Here is a 15672-nt window from a genome sequence, read left to right as displayed (position 1 = left end):
CCATCCCGTGCATGGCTCAGGAAGAAAAGAAAAATGCCACTTGCCCCCTGGTTCCGGGAGGGATCTGCGGAGCCCATCGAGGATGGGCGGATTCAATACGGGCCGGGGAAAGGGTGGCCGAAGCTGGTTTTCCCGGGGCGGGATGAACTCCAAAGACCCGTCGGCAAGATCGCCACGGTCGATCCGGTTCGAAAAAAGACCATCCTGATTCAGCCTGGAGACAAGGTGCCATACCTTTCCGGCCTAAGAAAAAAGGGATTCCCGGATATCTGGGAACCTCTCAAAACCTCCGGATTCGCACTTCTCGGCACCATAACCTATTGATTCCCAAGGATGCCGAACGGCCGAGTTCGGGATTTTGAGAGGTGCCCCTATTGACTCTGCATGCCTGGCCATGTGCACGGCCCTGTTCCTATCTCTAAAGATAAAAGTGACAGGACGGGGCCGGGGAATCAGCGGGCTATCTCACTCACGAGAAGCGTTCTGCATGCTAGACCTGATTCCAGCCACCATCGACGCACAGTTCGCTACCCGTCATGTAGGACGAATCGTCGGAGGCGAGAAATAGGACGACACTCGCGATTTCATCGACGGTGCCGCTGCGGTGCATCGGAATTTGGGTGTGTACATGGGCCTTCGTCTGCTCGATCATTTCCTCGCTTACGCCCGATTTGCGCGCTTGGTCCGTATCGATGTAGCCGGGTGCCATGGCGTTCACCCTGATGCCCTTGTGGGTGAGTTCCGCCGCGAGTGATCGGGCCAGCGAGCGAATGGCCGCTTTCCCCGCCGAATAAACGCTGACATAGGGAAGACCTTTTGTTGTCAGCGTCGTGGTATTGAGGATGATCGAGCCGCCAGAAGCCATCAGCGGCAGGAGCTTTTGCACCGTGAAGTACGTTCCCTTGAATGTGCAAGCGATCGTGAAGTCGAATTCTTCCTCCGACATGTATTCGAACATGTTCGGTCGCGCCGCACCCGCATTGGCAAAAAGGATATCGACGCGGCCGTATTTTCGCTTGGCGAATTCGCGCAGTCTCTCAATATCCGCCATCTTGGAAATATCGCAGCCGATCGCGTCGACACCATTTCCGATGCTTTGAACTGCGGCATCCAGCCTTGCCTGATCGCGGCCGGTGATGACGACCTTGGCGCCTTCGCGGGCGAACAGCCTGGCTGTTGCCAGCCCCATTCCATCGCTGCCGCCAGTGATGACAGCGACCTTACCATCCAATTTACCCATAATCTTCTCCAACGCGGTGAGCGTGTTTGATGTGAACTGGTGAGCGACAAGTGGCCCTTGAAGCGGTAGATGGAACCAGCGTGCTCAGGCTAGAATTTAACTGGAACATCGATCCGCTTTTGAATTATGCGGAACGTTGTTCCGTTTTTCAAGCCCTATCGCTGACCGTGCTCGCGGGTTCCTGGGGTGCGCTGTCAAAAAAAGACAACGTCGAGGGCCCTGAGATCGTGAACACGTTCTGAGGTTGGTTGGTCAGGGGGCCCTCGAACGGCCCGAGGCCCAGCCAGCCGCGGGGCATGACCTGGGTGCATGACGTGGCGAGAGCATGGTGGTGATCAAGGCCCGCCTGTTTGCAGCGCAGTCACCCGAAAGCGGGCTCGACAAGATCGGTGAAGCGCTGTGCAACGTGGCCGATCCTGTGGACTTCGCGGCGCAGGCGTGGGAGATCAATGATGTTGAAGGCGAGTGCAACCAGCGCGCCTGGGGCGGCGTGCGGGGTGCCGGGGCAAGTTCTGCACGACCCCGTCTGCTGCTTCGATCGCCGGCCCCGCTTCAGGCTGATTGCATACCAGGCCGGGGGCGTGACAGGGTGTTCATGGAATCCAAATGATTGGAAATTGGATCTCAGAGAGGAGTCGAATTGAATAGCAAGAACAACAAGACCATCAAGGAAAATGCTCCCCGTCCCATGCGAGCCGATGCACAACGCAACCTCGATACGCTTTTGCGAACCGCGCTAGAGGTGTTTGACGCTTCTGGAGTGGATGCGCCGGTACGTGAGATCGCTCAGAAAGCGGGCGTGGGGGTCGGTACGATTTATCGCCACTTCCCAAGACGTTCGGATTTGATCGCGGCGGTACTCTGCAACGAGGTGGATGCCTGTGCAAACGCTGGAATTGAACTTGCCGCCCAGTACAAGCCGGGTGAGGCACTGGTTCAATGGGTCGAATGCTATGTTGAATTTGTAACAGCCAGGCGCGGGCTTGCAGCCTCCCTGAGTTCGGACGATCCTGCTTTCAAAGCGTTGGCCCCACATTTCCAGGAAAGGCTCCGCCCTGTCGTTCAAGACCTTTTGGATGCGGCGATGGCTTCGGGCCAAATTCGTGAGGGGATCAAGTCGGAGGAACTCCTATGCGGTGTGGGGGCCCTCTGCACTCCTTCTGAATATGCTGAACAGCCCGACCCCCGCAGGATGGTGGCTCTCTTCATCGACGGACTACGCTACGGCGCGAGTCGCTAGCTGCCGCATCCCGCACGATCCTGTGGCCGCTGATGGAACAGGTCCGGTGCTTGTGGTAATCCATTGGGGCTGCAAAGCCCCGATGCACGGGGCACATGACCGCCCAGCGCGTCATCGCACGTTCAAGAGGACTGGAATCTGCACATCCAGATCGACAAGGCCGGAGCACGGCTTCCCCGGCTGACGCAGTGCGCGCATTTCACGCTGTCCAACTGCCTCTGTTTCGCGCAGGAAGACCGGCATCCGGTTCCCGCTGCCCCCCGTACGGCCATCTTGCGCAACATGGATCTGTGCAGGCAGGAACTGCTGAACCCGCCTCCACCGGGCAGCGCCGTTGGAGACGCATTCCCGGTACAGCAAAATGATCTGGAAGCGCTCTCCCGGAGCCTGAACCCATAGCGCGGCCCCGCGGCCCATCAGGGCTCGGGTCCCGCGCCGGCTACGGGCTCTCGCGCACGCGACCCAGTGCGCGCAGCACGTTCTCGGCCGTGGCCGGGGCGGCGAGGCGGACCGGGCCGCTGGCCCCGCCATCCGGCCGCGCCGCCGCCACGGCATCGCGCAGCGCCTCGTACACGCTGATCGCCAGCATGAACGGCGGCTCGCCCACGGCCTTGCTGCCGCCCACGTTGTCCTCGCGATTGGCCTCGTGCCAGAGCGCCACGCGGAAGTGCGCGGGGATGTCGCCCGTGGCCGGGATCTTGTAGGTGCTGGGCGCGTGGGTGGCGAGCCGGCCCTGGCCGTCCCACACGAGCTGCTCGGTGGTGAGCCAGCCCATGCCCTGCACGAAGCCGCCCTCGATCTGGCCCACGTCGATGGCCGGGTTGATGCTGCGGCCCACGTCGTGGAGGATGTCCACGGCCAGCACGCGGCTCTCGCCGGTCAGGGTGTCGATGGCCACCTCGGTGCAGGCCGCGCCGTAGGCGAAGTAGTAGAACGGCCGGCCCGTGAGCGTGGCCTTGTCGTAGTGGATCTTGGGCGTGCGGTAGAAGCCGTCGCTCCAGAGCTGGATGCGGTTGGCGTAGGCCGCCCTCACCACCTCGGCCCAGGGGCGCGTGGCCTTCGGGGAGACGACCTCGCCATCCTCGAAGCGGACCGCGCCCGCGCCGCAGCCGTCCAGGCCGCCGACGAAGGCGGCGAGGTTGTCGCGCACGTGGCGCGCGGCGAACTGCGCGGCGCGGCCGTTGAGGTCGGTGCCGCTGGAGGCCGCCGTGGCGCTGGCGTTGGGCACCTTGCTGGTGTCGCTGGCGGTGACCAGCACGCGCGCCAGCGGCACGCCCAGCTCGTCGGCCACGATCTGCGCCACCTTGGTGTGCAGGCCCTGGCCCATCTCGGTGCCGCCGTGGTTCACCTGCACGCTGCCATCGGTATAGACGTGCACCAGCGCGCCGGCCTGGTTGAACAGCGTGGCGGTGAAGCTGATGCCGAACTTCACGGGCGTGAGCGCCAGGCCGCGCTTGAGCGTCGCGTGGGCCGAATTCCAGGCAGAAATGGCCGCATGTCGCCGTCGATACTGCGAAGTTTGCTCTAGTTTTGGTAGCAAATCGTGGAGGATGTTGTCCTCCACCGCCATCTGGTAGTGGGTGGTGTTGCGCTCCGTGGTGCCGTAGAGGTTGGCCAGGCGCACGTCCAGCGGGTCGCGGCCCAGCGCGCGGGCGATGTCGCCCAGGATGGTTTCGATGGCGATCACGCCCTGCGGCCCGCCGAAGCCCCGGAACGCGGTGTGGCTCTGCGTGTTCGTGCGGCAGCGGTACGAGGCGATCTCGACGTCTTCCAGGAAGTAGGCGTTGTCGCAGTGGAACACCGCGCGGTCGGCCACGGGGCCCGAGAGGTCCGCCGAGAAGCCGCAGTTCACGGCCATGCGCAGCCGCAGCCCGTGGAGGCGGCCCGCGCCGTCGAAGCCCACCTCCCAGTCGTAGGCGAAGGGGTGGCGCTTGCCGGTGATGAGAAAGTCGTCGTCGCGGTCCAGGCGCAGTTTCACCGGCCGGCCGGTCTTGTGCGCGGCCACGGCGGCCCATACCGCGAGGTGGCCGGCCTGCGTCTCCTTGCCGCCGAAGCCGCCGCCCATGCGCCGGCAGGCCACGGTGACGGCGTGGCTGTCGATGCCGAGCGCGTGCGCCACCCAGTGCTGCACCTCGCCGGGGTGCTGGGTGCTCGAATGGATGAGCCACTGGCGCTGCTCCTGCGGCAGGGCGTAGGCGATCTGGCCTTCGAGGTAGAAGTGCTCCTGGCCGCCCACCTCCAGCGTGCCGCGCAGCCGGTGCGGCGCGGCGGCGAGGGCGGCGGCCGCATCGCCCCGGCGCACGAAGACCGGCGGCAGCACGTAGCTTTCTTGCGCGAGCGCGTCCTCCACGGTGAGCACGGGCGGCAGCGGCTCGATGTCCAGCCGCACCTGCCGCGCCGCGCGCCGCGCCTGCATCGCGGTGCCGGCCACCACGAGGCCGACCACCTGGCCCGCGAACTGCACCGTGTCCTGCGCGAACACCGGCTCGTCGCGCGCGAAGGCCGCCAGCACCGGGTCGCCGGGCACGTCCCGCGCGAGCACCACGGCGCGCACGCCGGGCAGGGCGAGCGCGGCATCGGCATCCACGCCCCGCAGGCGCCCGTGGGCCACGGGCGAGAGGATGGGCGCGGCGTGCAGCGTGCCCCGTGCCTCGGGCAGGTCGTCGATGTAGTGGGCCGTGCCGGTCACCTGGGCGCGGGCGCTCTCGTGGGCGTGCGATGCGCCCACGGCGCGCGGCGCGCCCCGGTCGGCCACGGGGGCCTCCGCAGCGCGGACCGGGGGGAGGTCGTCGCGCTGGTTCATGGCCGGACCTCCGCCCAGGACAGCGGGGCCAGCTGGTCGAGCGGGGTGGGCCGGTCGTCGCCCGCCTCGGGGCTTTCGAGCCAGCAGCGGCGCAGCAGCGCGGCCAGCACCTCGCGGCGGTAGGCGCCGCTCGCGCGCATGTCCGAGATGGGCGAGAACTCCGCCTGCAGCGCCTCGCCCGCGCGCAGCGCCGTGGCCTCGCTCCAGGGCTGGCCGGCCAGGGCGGCCTCGGCGGCCCGCGCGCGCGCCGGCACGGCGGCCACGCCGCCCGCGCCGATGCGCGCCGACTGCACCACGCCGTCCCGCAGCGACAGGTGCACGGCCAGGCACACGGCCGAGATGTCGTCGTCGAAGCGCTTGGACACCTTCCAGGCCGCCAGCCGCCCGCCGGGCGCGGGCAGCGGCACCCGCACGCCCGCCACGATCTCGTCGGGCGCCAGCAGGTTGCGGCGGTAGCCGGTGTAGAAATCCTCCAGCGCCAGCGTGCGCTCGCCGCGCACGCTGGCCAGCACGAGGCGCGCGCCCAGCGCGATCAGCACCGGCATCGAATCGCCGATGGGCGAGCCGTTGGCGATGTTGCCGCCCAGCGTGCCCGAGTTGCGCACCGGCAGGCCCGCGAAGCGCGCCGCGAAGCGCCGCAGCACCGGCCAGTGCGCGGCGAGCGCCGCGAAGGCATCGGCGAGCGTGGCGGCCGCGCCGATCGCGAGGTGGCCGGGCTCGGTGGCGATGCGGCGCAGCTCTTGCGCGCGGGTCACGTCCAGTACCTGCGCGAAGCGGCGGTGCTGCTTGGTGATCCACAGGCCCACGTCGGTGGCGCCGGCCACCACCTGCGCGCCGGGGAGGGCGGCGCGGGCGGCCAGCAACCCGGCCAGCGTGGGGGGCGCCCAGTAACCCTCTTCGTCGGTTTCCGGGGGTGAATCGGCCCCAGGTCGCCGTGTTTTCTGGGCAATTTGCTCTAGTTTTTGTAGCAGAAGGGGTTCGTCCACCGGCCGTGGCGGCAGCTCGGCCATGCGCTGGGCGGCCTCCAGGATGGGCCGGTAGCCGGTGCAGCGGCAGAGGTTGCCCGACAGCTCCTCGGCCGCCAGCTCGCGCGTGATGGCGCGGCCCCGGCAGGCGTGGTTCTGGTACATGCCGAAGAGGCTCATGACGAAGCCCGGCGTGCAGAAGCCGCACTGCGAGCCATGGCAGCGCACCAGGGCCTCCTGCGCCGGGTGCAGGCCCGCGTCCGGCGCGGGGGCGGGGGCGATGAGCGGGTCGTGCGCCAGGTCTTCCACGGTCCACAGCGCCATGCCGTCGATGGAGTGCGCGAGGCGGATGCAGCTGTTCACGGCCTGGAAGCGCACGCGGCCGTCCTCGCCGGCCGAGCCCAGCACCACCGTGCACGCGCCGCAGTCGCCCTCGCCGCACCCTTCCTTGGTGCCGCAGTCGCCCAGGTCCTCGCGCAGCACCTCCAGCAGCATGCGGTCGGGCGGCACGGAGTCCAGCGCCACGGGCTGGCCCCGGCGGATGAAGCGGATCGGGCGGGAAGGGGTCATGCGTGGGGCTTTCGTGGGGGCTGGGCCCGGCCTCCGGGAGGAGGGGCGGGCGGGGCGCCGTGGACATGAGGGTATCGCGTCCACCTGCCCTTTGCCATCGCAAATTCGGTGCCATGCGCCGTGGCGGTGGCCGAGGGCACGGCACGGGGCTTGCATGCGGCTGCGCGCGGCGGGCGCCCTCCGGCGCCGGCCTTCCAAACCCATGGACAATTGCCCGCATGAATGAGGCCCCTCCCACCCGCCCAGCCCCCGCCGGCGCGCCGCCGCGCCTGCGGCTCGCGGGCATCACCAAGCGCTATCCGTCCGTGGTGGCCAACCGCGGCGTGTCGCTCTCCGTGCAGCCCGGCGAGGTGCACGCGGTGCTCGGCGAGAACGGTGCCGGCAAGTCCACGCTGATGAAGATCATCTACGGATCGGTCAAGCCCGACGAGGGCGCCCTGTGGTTCGACGGCCGGCCCGTGCACATCCGCAACCCGCAGGAGGCGCGCCAGCTCGGCATCGCCATGGTGTTCCAGCATTTCAGCCTGTTCGACACGCTCACCGTGGCCGAGAACGTGTGGCTGGGGCTGGACAAGGGCCTGGCGCTCGCCGAGGTCGCGCGCCGCATCCAGGGCACCGCCGCGCGGTACGGGCTGGACATCGATCCGCAGCGCCCCGTGCACACGCTCTCGGTGGGCGAGATGCAGCGCGTGGAGATCATCCGCGCGCTGCTCACCGCGCCGCGCCTGCTGATCCTGGACGAGCCCACCTCGGTGCTCACGCCCCAGGCGGTCGAGAAGCTTTTCGTGGTGCTGCGCCAGCTCAGTGCCGAGGGCTGCAGCATCCTCTACATCAGCCACAAGCTGCACGAGATCCGCGCGCTGTGCACCGCCTGCACGGTGCTGCGCGGCGGCGAGGTGACGGGCGTGTGCAACCCGGCCGAGGAGTCGAACGCCTCGCTCTCGCGCCTCATGATCGGCGCGGAGCCGCCGGCCCTGGAGCACCGCCCCGCGCGCACGGGCGATGCCGTGCTGCGGGTGGAGGCGCTGAGCCTGCCGCGCGCCGAGCCGTTCGGCGTGGACCTGGCCGATGTCGGCTTCGAGGTGCGCGCGGGCGAGGTGGTGGGCATCGCGGGCGTGTCGGGCAACGGCCAGAAGGAGCTGCTCTACGCGCTCTCGGGCGAGGACACGCGCGCCGCGCCCGCCATGGTGCGCGTGGCGGGGCGCGAGGCCGGCCGCCTGGGCCCGCGCGGGCGCCGCGCGCTGGGCCTGCATTTCGTGCCCGAGGAGCGCCTGGGGCGCGGCGCCGTGCCCTCCATGGGGCTGGCGCACAACCTGCTGCTCACGCGCTCGGACTGCGTGGGCGCGGGCGGCTGGGTGCGCACCGGCGCGCTGGCCGCGCAGGCGCGGCGCATCATCGAGCGCTTCCAGGTGAAGGCCGGCGGGCCGCACGCGGCCGCGCGCTCGCTCTCGGGCGGCAACCTGCAGAAGTTCATCGTGGGCCGCGAGATCGACGCGCGCCCGAAGCTGCTCATCGTCTCGCAGCCCACCTGGGGCGTGGACGTGGGCGCGGCCGCGCAGATCCGCGGCGAGATCCTCGCGCTGCGCGACGCGGGCTGCGCGGTGCTGGTGCTCAGCGAGGAGCTGGACGAGCTGTTCGAGATCGCCGACCGCCTGCACGTGATCGCCCGGGGGCACCTCTCGCCCGCCATCGACCGGGCCGATGCCACCGTGGAGCGCATCGGCGAATGGATGAGCGGCCTCTGGCATGCCGGCGTGCAGGCCCATCTGGGCCGCCAGGACCACCCGGAGGGCGCGCATGCTCAAGCTTGAACCCCGTCCGCAGGCCTCGCGCCTGTGGACCTTCGGCTCGCCGCTGCTCGCGCTGGCCATCACCGTGCTGCTCGGCGTGCTGCTGTTCGGCGCCATGGGCAAGGACCCCGTGCGCGGCCTGCAGGTCTTCTTCTGGGAGCCCGTCAAGAGCGCCTACGCGCTGGGCGAACTCATGGTCAAGGCCACGCCGCTGCTGCTGATCGCACTGGGGCTGGCCGTGTGCTTCCGCTCCAACGTGTGGAACATCGGCGCGGAGGGCCAGTTCGTCATCGGCGCGGTGGCTGCCGGCGGCACCGCGCTGCTGGCCGGCCCGGGCACGGGGCCGTGGATCGTGCCCGCCATCCTGCTGGCCGGCATGCTGGGCGGCATGTGCTGGGCCGGCATCACGGCGCTGCTGCGCGACCGCTTCAACGCCAACGAGATCCTGGTGAGCCTGATGCTGGTCTACGTGGCCACGCTGGTGCTGGGCTACCTCGTCTACGGCCCCTGGAAGGACCCGATGGGCTACAACTTCCCGCAGACGCGGACCTTCGAGCGCGTGACGCAGATCCCGCGCCTGGTGCAGGGCTCGCGCATGACCATCGGGCTGCCGATCGCGCTCGCGGCGGCGGCGGCGCTCTGGGTGTTCCTGTTCCGCACGCGCGCGGGCTTCGCGCAGCAGGTGGGCGGCCTCGCGCCGGCGGCGGCGCGCTATGCGGGCTTCTCGTCGCGGCGCGCGCTGTGGACGGCGCTGCTGGTCTCGGGCGGCGCGGCGGGCCTCGCGGGCGCGCTGGAAGTGGCCGGGCCCCTGGGCCAGCTCACGCCCTACGTGCCGGCGGGCTACGGCTTCGCGGCCATCATCGTGGCCTTCGTGGGGCGGCTGCATCCCGTGGGCATGGTGTTCTCGGCCGTTCTCATGAGCATGTTCTACATCGGCGGCGAGCTGGCGCAGTCGCGCCTGGGGCTGCCCAAGTCGCTCACGGGCGTGTTCCAGGGGCTGCTGCTCTTCACGCTGCTGGCCTGCGACACGCTGATCGCCTACCGCGTGCGCTGGACGGGCGCGGTGCCGCGCAAGGAGGCCGCGTGATGGAGTCGTACGCACTGCTCCTGGGCTCCACGCTGAGCGCCGGCACCGTGCTGGCGCTGGCCGCGCTGGGGCTGCTCATCAACGAAAAGGCCGGGGTGGTGAACCTGGGCGCCGAGGGCATGATGCTCTGCGCGGCCATCGCGGGCTTCGCCACCACCGTGCACACGGGCAGCACCTGGCTGGGCTTCGCGGCCGGCATGGGGGCCGGCGCGCTGCTGGCGGCCGTGTTCGGCGTGCTGGTGATCTGGCTGAACACCAACCAGTACGCCACCGGCCTCGCTTTGAGCCTCTTCGGCGCGGGCTTCTCGGCCTTCGCGGGCATCCAGTACGTGCAGGCCAAGCTGCCCGCGCTGCCGCAATACGCCGTGCCGGTGCTGGGCGAGCTGCCGCTGCTCGGGCCGGCGCTGTTCCGCCAGCACCCGCTGGTGTACCTGGCGATGCTGCTCACGGGCTGGCTGTCATGGTTCCTCTACCGCTCGCGCGCGGGCCTGGTGCTGCGCTCGGTGGGCGAATCGCCCGACTCGGCGCATGCGCTCGGATATCCGGTGCGCCGCATCCGCCTCGCGGCCGTGGTGGTGGGCGGGGCGCTGTGCGGGCTCTCGGGCGCCTACATCTCCACCGTCTATACGCCGCTCTGGGTCGAGGGCATGGTGGCCGGGCGCGGCTGGATCGCGCTGGCGCTCACCACCTTCGCCACGTGGCGGCCGGCACGGGTGTTGCTTGGGGCCTACCTGTTCGGCGGCGTGACGATGCTGCAGTTCCACCTGCAGGCCACGGGCGTGCAGGTGGCCAGCCAGTTGCTCAGCATGCTGCCCTACGTGGCCACCATCGTGGTGCTGGCGCTGATCTCGCGCAATCCGGCGTGGATCCGCGCGAACATGCCGGCCTCGCTGGGCAAGCCGTTCCACCCCGGCGCGTGACATCATCTCCGTTTCGACCCCCACCCACCCTTTCCCAGGAAGGAATCCCGACATGACCGATCTGCACAAACGCTCGCTGCTGAAGGCGGCCGCGCTCTCCGCCATGGCCGCCGCCGCGCTCGCGGGCTGCGGCAAGAAGGACGAGCCCGCGCCCGCCCCGGCACCGGCCCCGGCACCCGCCGCCGTGGCCCCGGCGCCCAAGCCCGAGCCGTTGAAGATCGCGTTCGCCTACGTGGGCCCGGTGGGCGACGGTGGCTGGTCCTTCGCGCACGACAACGGCCGCAAGGCCATCGAGAAGGAGTTCGGCGACAAGGTGCAGACCAGCTTCGTCGAGAGCGTGCCCGAATCGGCCGACGCCGAGCGCGTGCTGCGCGACATGGCGGCCCAGGGCAACAAGCTGATCTTCGGCACCACCTTCGGCTACATGGAGACCCTCCAGAAGCTCGCGCCCGAGTTCAAGGACGTGAAGTTCGAGCACGCCACCGGCTACAAGACCGCCGAGAACGTGCGCACCTACGACAGCCGCACCTACGAAGGCGCCTACATGGCCGGCGTCATCGCGGGCGCCATGACCAAGACCCATACGCTGGGCGTGGTGGGCTCGGTGCCGATCCCCGAGGTGATCCGCAACATCAACAGCTTCACGCTGGGCGCGCAGTCGGTCAATCCGAAGATCAAGACCAAGGTGGTGTGGGTGAACGAGTGGTTCAGCCCGCCCAAGGAGACCGAGGCCGCCACCTCGCTGATCAACGGCGGGGCCGACGTGCTGTTCCAGAACACCGACTCGGCGGCCGTGCTCAAGACCGCGGAAGAAAAGGGCAAGCGCGCCTTCGGCTGGGATTCCGACATGACCGCCTACGGCCCCAAGGCCCACCTGGCCTCGGCCGTCATCCACTGGGGCCCGTACTACGTCAAGGCCACGCGCGACGTGCTCGAAGGCAAGTGGACCACCGGCCAGAGCTGGTGGGGCGTGAAGGAGGGCGCGATCGACCTCGTCTCCATCGCCGAGGACGTGCCCGCCGAGACCAAGGCGAAGGTCGAGCAGGTCAAGGCCGGGCTGCGCGACGGCTCGTTCTCGATCTGGAAGGGCCCCATCGTCGGCCAGGACGGCAAGGAGGTGCTCGCCAAGGACGTGGTGGCCGACGACAAGTTCCTCTCGGGCATCAGCTTCTACGTCAAGGGCGTGGAGGGCACGGTGCCGGGCGGCGGCAAGTAAGCCTCCCCCGCGATCGTTTCGGCAGGGCCGCACCGCGCGGCCCTTTTTCATGGCGCCGCTTGCTTCAGCCCAGCCGGTAGGCGCGGATCAGCACGGCCTGCCGCTGCGGGCGCAGGCTGGTGAGTGTGCCCACGAACACGGCGCGGTTCAGCCAGTCGTAGGGGCCGGTGGGCGCGACGAGGCGGATGTGCGAGAACGCATAGCGCGGCCCGCCGCCGGGCGGGCTGTTGTCCACCAGCACCTGGTTGTGGACGGTGATCACCGCGCCGTCGTGCGTCTTCATCTCGTAGAGGGCGTCTAGCTGCACGATGCCGTCCTTGCGCACGGTCTGGCGGTCGGCGCCGCCGGCCAGCACCGTGCCCTTGAGCCGGGGGCCCTCGAACGTGCCGCCCGTGATGGGCACGATGCGCCGCTCACCCAGGGGGCCGTCGCCCAGCCGCTGCGAGGGGTCGATGTCCACGGTGGCGTCGTACACCCATTCGGTGCGGGGCGCGCCCGCGGCCGCCGCGGCGGCCGCGCTGGCGGGAGGGGCGTCGGCAGCGGCAGCGGCGGCGGGGCTGTCCGCCCAGGCCCGCAGCGGGTCCAGGGCCAGGGCCGCCGGTAGGGCGGCGAGCAGGCGGCGGCGGGCGAGGCGTGGCATGGCGGGGGTCTCCGTGTCCTGGGGGGTCATGGGGCGGTGCAGCGGAAGCTCGCGGCCTGTTCGGGGTCGCCCTGGCCGGCGTAGCGGGCCACCTGCGGGTGCGGGCACAGCAGCCGCGTGCGGCGGGGCGACCAGTCGGCGGGCACCTCGGGGTTGGGCAGGTTGCTGCCGGGGCCGCGCGCGGCGGCCACGATCCCTTCGGGCCGCTGCCCCTGTTCCACCCACCGCACCATCGCATCGACCAGATCGAACTGGTCGGTGGCCGGGCCGCCCCAGCTGTGGTTCATGCCGGGCACGAGGTACAGGCGCGCGATGTCGTCGGTCTGCGGCCCGTGGCGGGCGCGGAAGGCGTCCAGCCAGCGCACCGTGTCCAGGGCCGAGAAGACCGGGTCGCTCGTGCCGTGGGCCAGCAGCAGCTTGCCGCCCCGGGCCGTGAACGCGTCCATGCGGTCGGCGTCCGGCGGCAGCATGAATTCCAGGGCCGACTCGCGGTAGGTGCCGTCGCGGGCGCCGATGCGCGGGCCGTCGCGGTCCAGGTCGAACCCCAGCGCGAAGTCCAGGAGGCTGGTGCCCTCGCCCGTGAGCACGGCGGGGGAGGCCGGCGGCGTCTGGAACACGAAGGCCACGGCCACGGCGTCGCGCTGGCCCACGCTGTGCACGAAGCGCCAGGTGCGCCAGTCGTTGCCGCGCACGCCCGCGTCCCAGGCCCAGTCGCTGTAGAAGCGCCGCCCGTCGCGGGTGGCGGGCCCGGCGAACAGCGCGGCCAGCGTGTCGCGCTGCGCGGCGCTCACGCAGGCGCCCTGCGTGGAGGGGCCGCACACGGGCAGGTCGCGCCGCGGATCGAAGGCCTGCTGGCAGCCCGCCACGTCGTGCACCAGGCCATCGCGCAGGCCGTCGAGGGCATCGCAGCGCTCCAGCACCCGCTCGGCCACGGCGGCCAGCGCGGCCGGCGGCAGGGCGGCCTGCAGGTCGGGCCGCTGCTGCGCGCCGAGCGGGGCGATGCGCGCCACCTGCTGCGCGCCCCAGAGCTGGGTCACGGCGGCCAGCGGCAGGCGGTAGCCCGGCGCCGTGACCACGATGCCGTCATATTGCCCGCTGTCCCGCGCGGCCGCGACCATGCCGTGGCGGCCGCCGTTGGACGAGCCCACCAGATAGGCCCGGTCCGGGCCCTTGCCGTAGTGGGCCCGCACCAGCGCGCGCGCCATCGGGGTGAGCTCGGCCACGGCGCGGTAGCCGTAGTCCAGCCGCGCCTGCGGGTCCACGCCGAACGTGGCGCCGCCGATCGCGCCGGCGGAGCGGTCCAGCGCATGGCCCGCGTCGGAGCTGATCACCGCGAAGCCCTGGAGCAGCCCGTTGGTCGCGGGGCCGCCGCCCAGGATGCCACCCCAGGCGGGCACCAGCTGGCCGTCGAGCCCGCCGTTGGCCTGGTAGAACAGCCGGCCGTTCCAGGCGTCCGGCAGGCGCATCTCGAACCCGATCGCATAGGGCTTGCCGTCGATGGCGCCGGCGCGCTCGTGCATCGCGCCCCGCACGATGCAGTGCGCGGGCATGGGGGTCGGGATGCCCGGCAGCGTGACCTGGCCGGCCGCGACGCTCTCCAGGTGGGTGATGCGGGTGCCGGGATGCTGGAACTGGTGCGCGAGGCTGTCGCACGCGGCCACCGGCGCGCCGCCCACGGCGGCGCGGGGCTGGAGGGAGGGGGCCAGGGAGCCGGAACAGCCGGCCAGGGCGGCGAGGGCCGTGGCCGCCAGGGCCCGGGTGGCGGCGCGCGGGCGCCAGGGAGGGAGGGTGTGCATGCGCCGATCTTGCGCACGCCGCGGGCGGATGTGCACCGAGATTTGCCCTATGGCCCGCGCGGTCCCGCGCCGGGGCGGGGCACTGGGCAGGGTGCTGGGCAGGGTGCTGGGCAGGGTGCTGGGCAGGGTGCTGGGCAGGGCGGGGGTGCCGTGGTACAAGCCATGCATCGGGCGCCCCGTGCCAGCCGGGCTGGCGCCGGAGCCCCGCCCGCACAGAAGAGGAGCCCACGATGTTCAAAGTCCCACCGATCCCCGCCGCGCACCTGCCCGAGCTGCTGCGCACCATGCCCAAGGCCGAGCTGCACATCCACATCGAGGGCTCGCTGGAGCCCGAGCTGATCTTCGCGCTGGCGCGGCGCAACGGCGTGGCGCTGCCCTATGCCGACGTGGAGGCGCTGCGCGCGGCGTATGCGTTCACCGACCTGCAGAGCTTTCTCGACATCTACTACGCGGGCGCGAGCGTGCTGCTGCACGAGCAGGATTTCCACGACATGGCCATGGCCTACCTGGAGCGCGCGGCCGCCGACCATGTGGTCCACGCCGAGATCTTCTTCGACCCGCAGACGCACACCGCGCGCGGCGTGCCGATGGCCACCGTGGTGAACGGCCTGCACCGCGCCTGCGCCGATGCGCGCGCGCGCTGGGGCCTCTCCGCCTCGCTGATCCTGTGCTTCCTGCGCCACCTGAGCGAGGAGGACGCCTTCGCCACGCTGGAGCAGGCCCTGCCGCTGCGCGAGAAGTTCATCGGCGTGGGCCTGGACAGCAGCGAGGTGGACCACCCGCCCGAGAAGTTCGCCCGCGTCTTCGCGCGCTGCCGCGAACTGGGCCTGCGCCTCGTCGCCCACGCGGGCGAGGAGGGGCCGCCGGCCTACATCCACAGCGCGCTCGACGTGCTCCAGGTCGAGCGCATCGATCACGGAGTGCAGGCCGTGCACGACGCGGCGCTGATGGAGCGGCTGGCGCGCGAGCGCATCCCGCTCACCGTGTGCCCGCTCTCCAACCTCAAGCTCTGCGTGTTCCCCGACCTGGCCCGCCACAACCTGCGCCAGCTGCTCGACGCGGGCCTGGCCGCCACGGTCAACTCCGACGACCCCGCGTATTTCGGCGGCTATGTCAACGAGAACTTCACGCAGCTCTTCGCCGCCGACCGGGGGCTGACGGCCCGCCATGCCTACCAGCTGGCCTTCAACAGCTTCGAGGCGAGCTTCGCGTCCGTGCCCGAGAAGCGGGAATGGGAGCACCGGCTCAAGCAGCATTTCGAGCGGGCCGTCGAGTACGACGGCTGACGGCCGCCCGGCCCGCCCGCCCGCTGCCGTCAGCCGTTATCGCTGGCATACCGATTGGTTGTGAACAGCGTGCCACCCTCATTCGTCTCCCCTGGGCCCCGAACGGGCATTTCGTGCCG

At 70.5% G+C, this 15672-nt stretch carries 14 protein-coding genes; 9 read left to right on the top strand and 5 right to left on the bottom strand.

The genetic code is table 11. The annotated features are described in order from the left end of the window. The first annotated feature begins 33 nt into the window (after nucleotides 1–33). On the top strand, nucleotides 34–324 hold the full coding sequence (locus AX018_RS06615) for a hypothetical protein (protein ID WP_211322384.1): 291 nt from the start codon (nucleotides 34–36) through the stop codon (nucleotides 322–324). 166 nt (nucleotides 325–490) lie between these two features. Here AX018_RS06615 and AX018_RS06610 read toward each other — a convergent pair whose 3' ends face one another. Further along, nucleotides 491–1240: an SDR family NAD(P)-dependent oxidoreductase gene (locus AX018_RS06610; RefSeq protein WP_111876566.1), complete on the bottom strand. Its 750-nt coding sequence runs from the start codon at nucleotides 1238–1240 to the stop codon at nucleotides 491–493. Nucleotides 1241–1290: 50 nt separating this feature from the next. Between AX018_RS06610 and AX018_RS24670 the strand changes: the two genes are divergently transcribed. The 3 genes from AX018_RS24670 (at nucleotide 1291) to AX018_RS06605 (ending at nucleotide 2480) form a co-directional block, all read left to right on the top strand. Next, nucleotides 1291–1482: a hypothetical protein gene (locus AX018_RS24670; protein ID WP_146749245.1), complete on the top strand. Its 192-nt coding sequence runs from the start codon at nucleotides 1291–1293 to the stop codon at nucleotides 1480–1482. A gap of 83 nt (nucleotides 1483–1565) precedes the next feature. Beyond that, the gene (locus tag AX018_RS24665) at nucleotides 1566–1850 is read left to right on the top strand and encodes a hypothetical protein (protein ID WP_146749244.1); all 285 of its coding nucleotides are present in this window, start codon (nucleotides 1566–1568) and stop codon (nucleotides 1848–1850) included. Nucleotides 1851–1880: 30 nt separating this feature from the next. Further along, nucleotides 1881–2480 (top strand): TetR/AcrR family transcriptional regulator, encoded by a 600-nt coding sequence (locus AX018_RS06605; RefSeq protein WP_245951460.1) that lies wholly within the window; start codon nucleotides 1881–1883, stop codon nucleotides 2478–2480. Between the two features lie 439 nt (nucleotides 2481–2919). Here AX018_RS06605 and xdhB read toward each other — a convergent pair whose 3' ends face one another. Next, on the bottom strand, nucleotides 2920–5283 hold the full coding sequence (gene xdhB, locus AX018_RS06600) for a xanthine dehydrogenase molybdopterin binding subunit (protein ID WP_111876510.1): 2364 nt from the start codon (nucleotides 5281–5283) through the stop codon (nucleotides 2920–2922). Then, nucleotides 5280–6818, bottom strand: coding sequence for a xanthine dehydrogenase small subunit (gene xdhA, locus AX018_RS06595; RefSeq protein WP_111876509.1), 1539 nt, complete (start codon nucleotides 6816–6818; stop codon nucleotides 5280–5282). The genes xdhB and xdhA overlap by 4 nt, the downstream gene beginning before the upstream one ends. A 218-nt stretch (nucleotides 6819–7036) precedes the next feature. On the opposite strand from xdhA, the gene AX018_RS06590 reads away from it, so the two are divergent. From AX018_RS06590 to AX018_RS06575, 4 genes are read left to right on the top strand one after another with little or no spacing between them, the layout of a single operon-like run. Then, nucleotides 7037–8629 (top strand): ABC transporter ATP-binding protein, encoded by a 1593-nt coding sequence (locus AX018_RS06590; protein WP_111876508.1) that lies wholly within the window; start codon nucleotides 7037–7039, stop codon nucleotides 8627–8629. Next, nucleotides 8616–9695 carry an ABC transporter permease gene (locus AX018_RS06585; RefSeq protein ID WP_111876507.1) on the top strand — a complete coding sequence of 360 codons (1080 nt, stop codon included), beginning with the start codon at nucleotides 8616–8618 and terminating at the stop codon, nucleotides 9693–9695. Before AX018_RS06590 ends, AX018_RS06585 begins: the two co-directional genes overlap by 14 nt. Beyond that, nucleotides 9695–10615: an ABC transporter permease gene (locus tag AX018_RS06580; RefSeq protein ID WP_111876506.1), complete on the top strand. Its 921-nt coding sequence runs from the start codon at nucleotides 9695–9697 to the stop codon at nucleotides 10613–10615. Before AX018_RS06585 ends, AX018_RS06580 begins: the two co-directional genes overlap by 1 nt. A gap of 52 nt (nucleotides 10616–10667) precedes the next feature. Next, nucleotides 10668–11831: a BMP family ABC transporter substrate-binding protein gene (locus AX018_RS06575; protein WP_111876505.1), complete on the top strand. Its 1164-nt coding sequence runs from the start codon at nucleotides 10668–10670 to the stop codon at nucleotides 11829–11831. A gap of 64 nt (nucleotides 11832–11895) precedes the next feature. Here AX018_RS06575 and AX018_RS06570 read toward each other — a convergent pair whose 3' ends face one another. Together AX018_RS06570 and AX018_RS06565 are read right to left on the bottom strand one after the other, a co-directional pair. Next, nucleotides 11896–12471, bottom strand: coding sequence for a DUF3237 domain-containing protein (locus tag AX018_RS06570; RefSeq protein WP_245951459.1), 576 nt, complete (start codon nucleotides 12469–12471; stop codon nucleotides 11896–11898). A 26-nt stretch (nucleotides 12472–12497) separates the two neighbouring features. Further along, nucleotides 12498–14267 carry a tannase/feruloyl esterase family alpha/beta hydrolase gene (locus AX018_RS06565; RefSeq protein WP_111876503.1) on the bottom strand — a complete coding sequence of 590 codons (1770 nt, stop codon included), beginning with the start codon at nucleotides 14265–14267 and terminating at the stop codon, nucleotides 12498–12500. Between the two features lie 230 nt (nucleotides 14268–14497). Here AX018_RS06565 and AX018_RS06560 point away from each other — a divergent pair, with 230 nt between their 5' ends. Next, nucleotides 14498–15553 carry an adenosine deaminase gene (locus AX018_RS06560; RefSeq protein ID WP_111876502.1) on the top strand — a complete coding sequence of 352 codons (1056 nt, stop codon included), beginning with the start codon at nucleotides 14498–14500 and terminating at the stop codon, nucleotides 15551–15553. Nucleotides 15554–15672: the final 119 nt, after the last annotated feature.

The sequence above is a fragment of the Paracidovorax anthurii genome, assembly GCF_003269065.1.
Lineage (GTDB): Bacteria > Pseudomonadota > Gammaproteobacteria > Burkholderiales > Burkholderiaceae_C > Paracidovorax > Paracidovorax anthurii.
Note: the sequence above shows the minus strand (reverse complement) of the source record. Positions and strands in the feature narration are given on the sequence as shown.

Excerpts from the sequence above, each read along its gene's own strand:
- AX018_RS06560 (WP_111876502.1), top strand. The coding sequence starts at position 14,498 with ATGTTCAAAGTCCCACCGATCCCCGCCGCGCACCTGCCCGAGCTGCTG.
- AX018_RS06585 (WP_111876507.1), top strand. The coding sequence starts at position 8,616 with ATGCTCAAGCTTGAACCCCGTCCGCAGGCCTCGCGCCTGTGGACCTTC.
- AX018_RS06580 (WP_111876506.1), top strand. The coding sequence starts at position 9,695 with ATGGAGTCGTACGCACTGCTCCTGGGCTCCACGCTGAGCGCCGGCACC.
- AX018_RS06590 (WP_111876508.1), top strand. The coding sequence starts at position 7,037 with ATGAATGAGGCCCCTCCCACCCGCCCAGCCCCCGCCGGCGCGCCGCCG.
- AX018_RS06610 (WP_111876566.1), bottom strand. The coding sequence starts at position 1,240 with ATGGGTAAATTGGATGGTAAGGTCGCTGTCATCACTGGCGGCAGCGAT.
- AX018_RS06570 (WP_245951459.1), bottom strand. The coding sequence starts at position 12,471 with ATGCCACGCCTCGCCCGCCGCCGCCTGCTCGCCGCCCTACCGGCGGCC.
- xdhA (WP_111876509.1), bottom strand. The coding sequence starts at position 6,818 with ATGACCCCTTCCCGCCCGATCCGCTTCATCCGCCGGGGCCAGCCCGTG.
- AX018_RS24665 (WP_146749244.1), top strand. The coding sequence starts at position 1,566 with ATGGTGGTGATCAAGGCCCGCCTGTTTGCAGCGCAGTCACCCGAAAGC.
- AX018_RS06565 (WP_111876503.1), bottom strand. The coding sequence starts at position 14,267 with ATGCACACCCTCCCTCCCTGGCGCCCGCGCGCCGCCACCCGGGCCCTG.
- AX018_RS06575 (WP_111876505.1), top strand. The coding sequence starts at position 10,668 with ATGACCGATCTGCACAAACGCTCGCTGCTGAAGGCGGCCGCGCTCTCC.
- xdhB (WP_111876510.1), bottom strand. The coding sequence starts at position 5,283 with ATGAACCAGCGCGACGACCTCCCCCCGGTCCGCGCTGCGGAGGCCCCC.
- AX018_RS06615 (WP_211322384.1), top strand. The coding sequence starts at position 34 with ATGCCACTTGCCCCCTGGTTCCGGGAGGGATCTGCGGAGCCCATCGAG.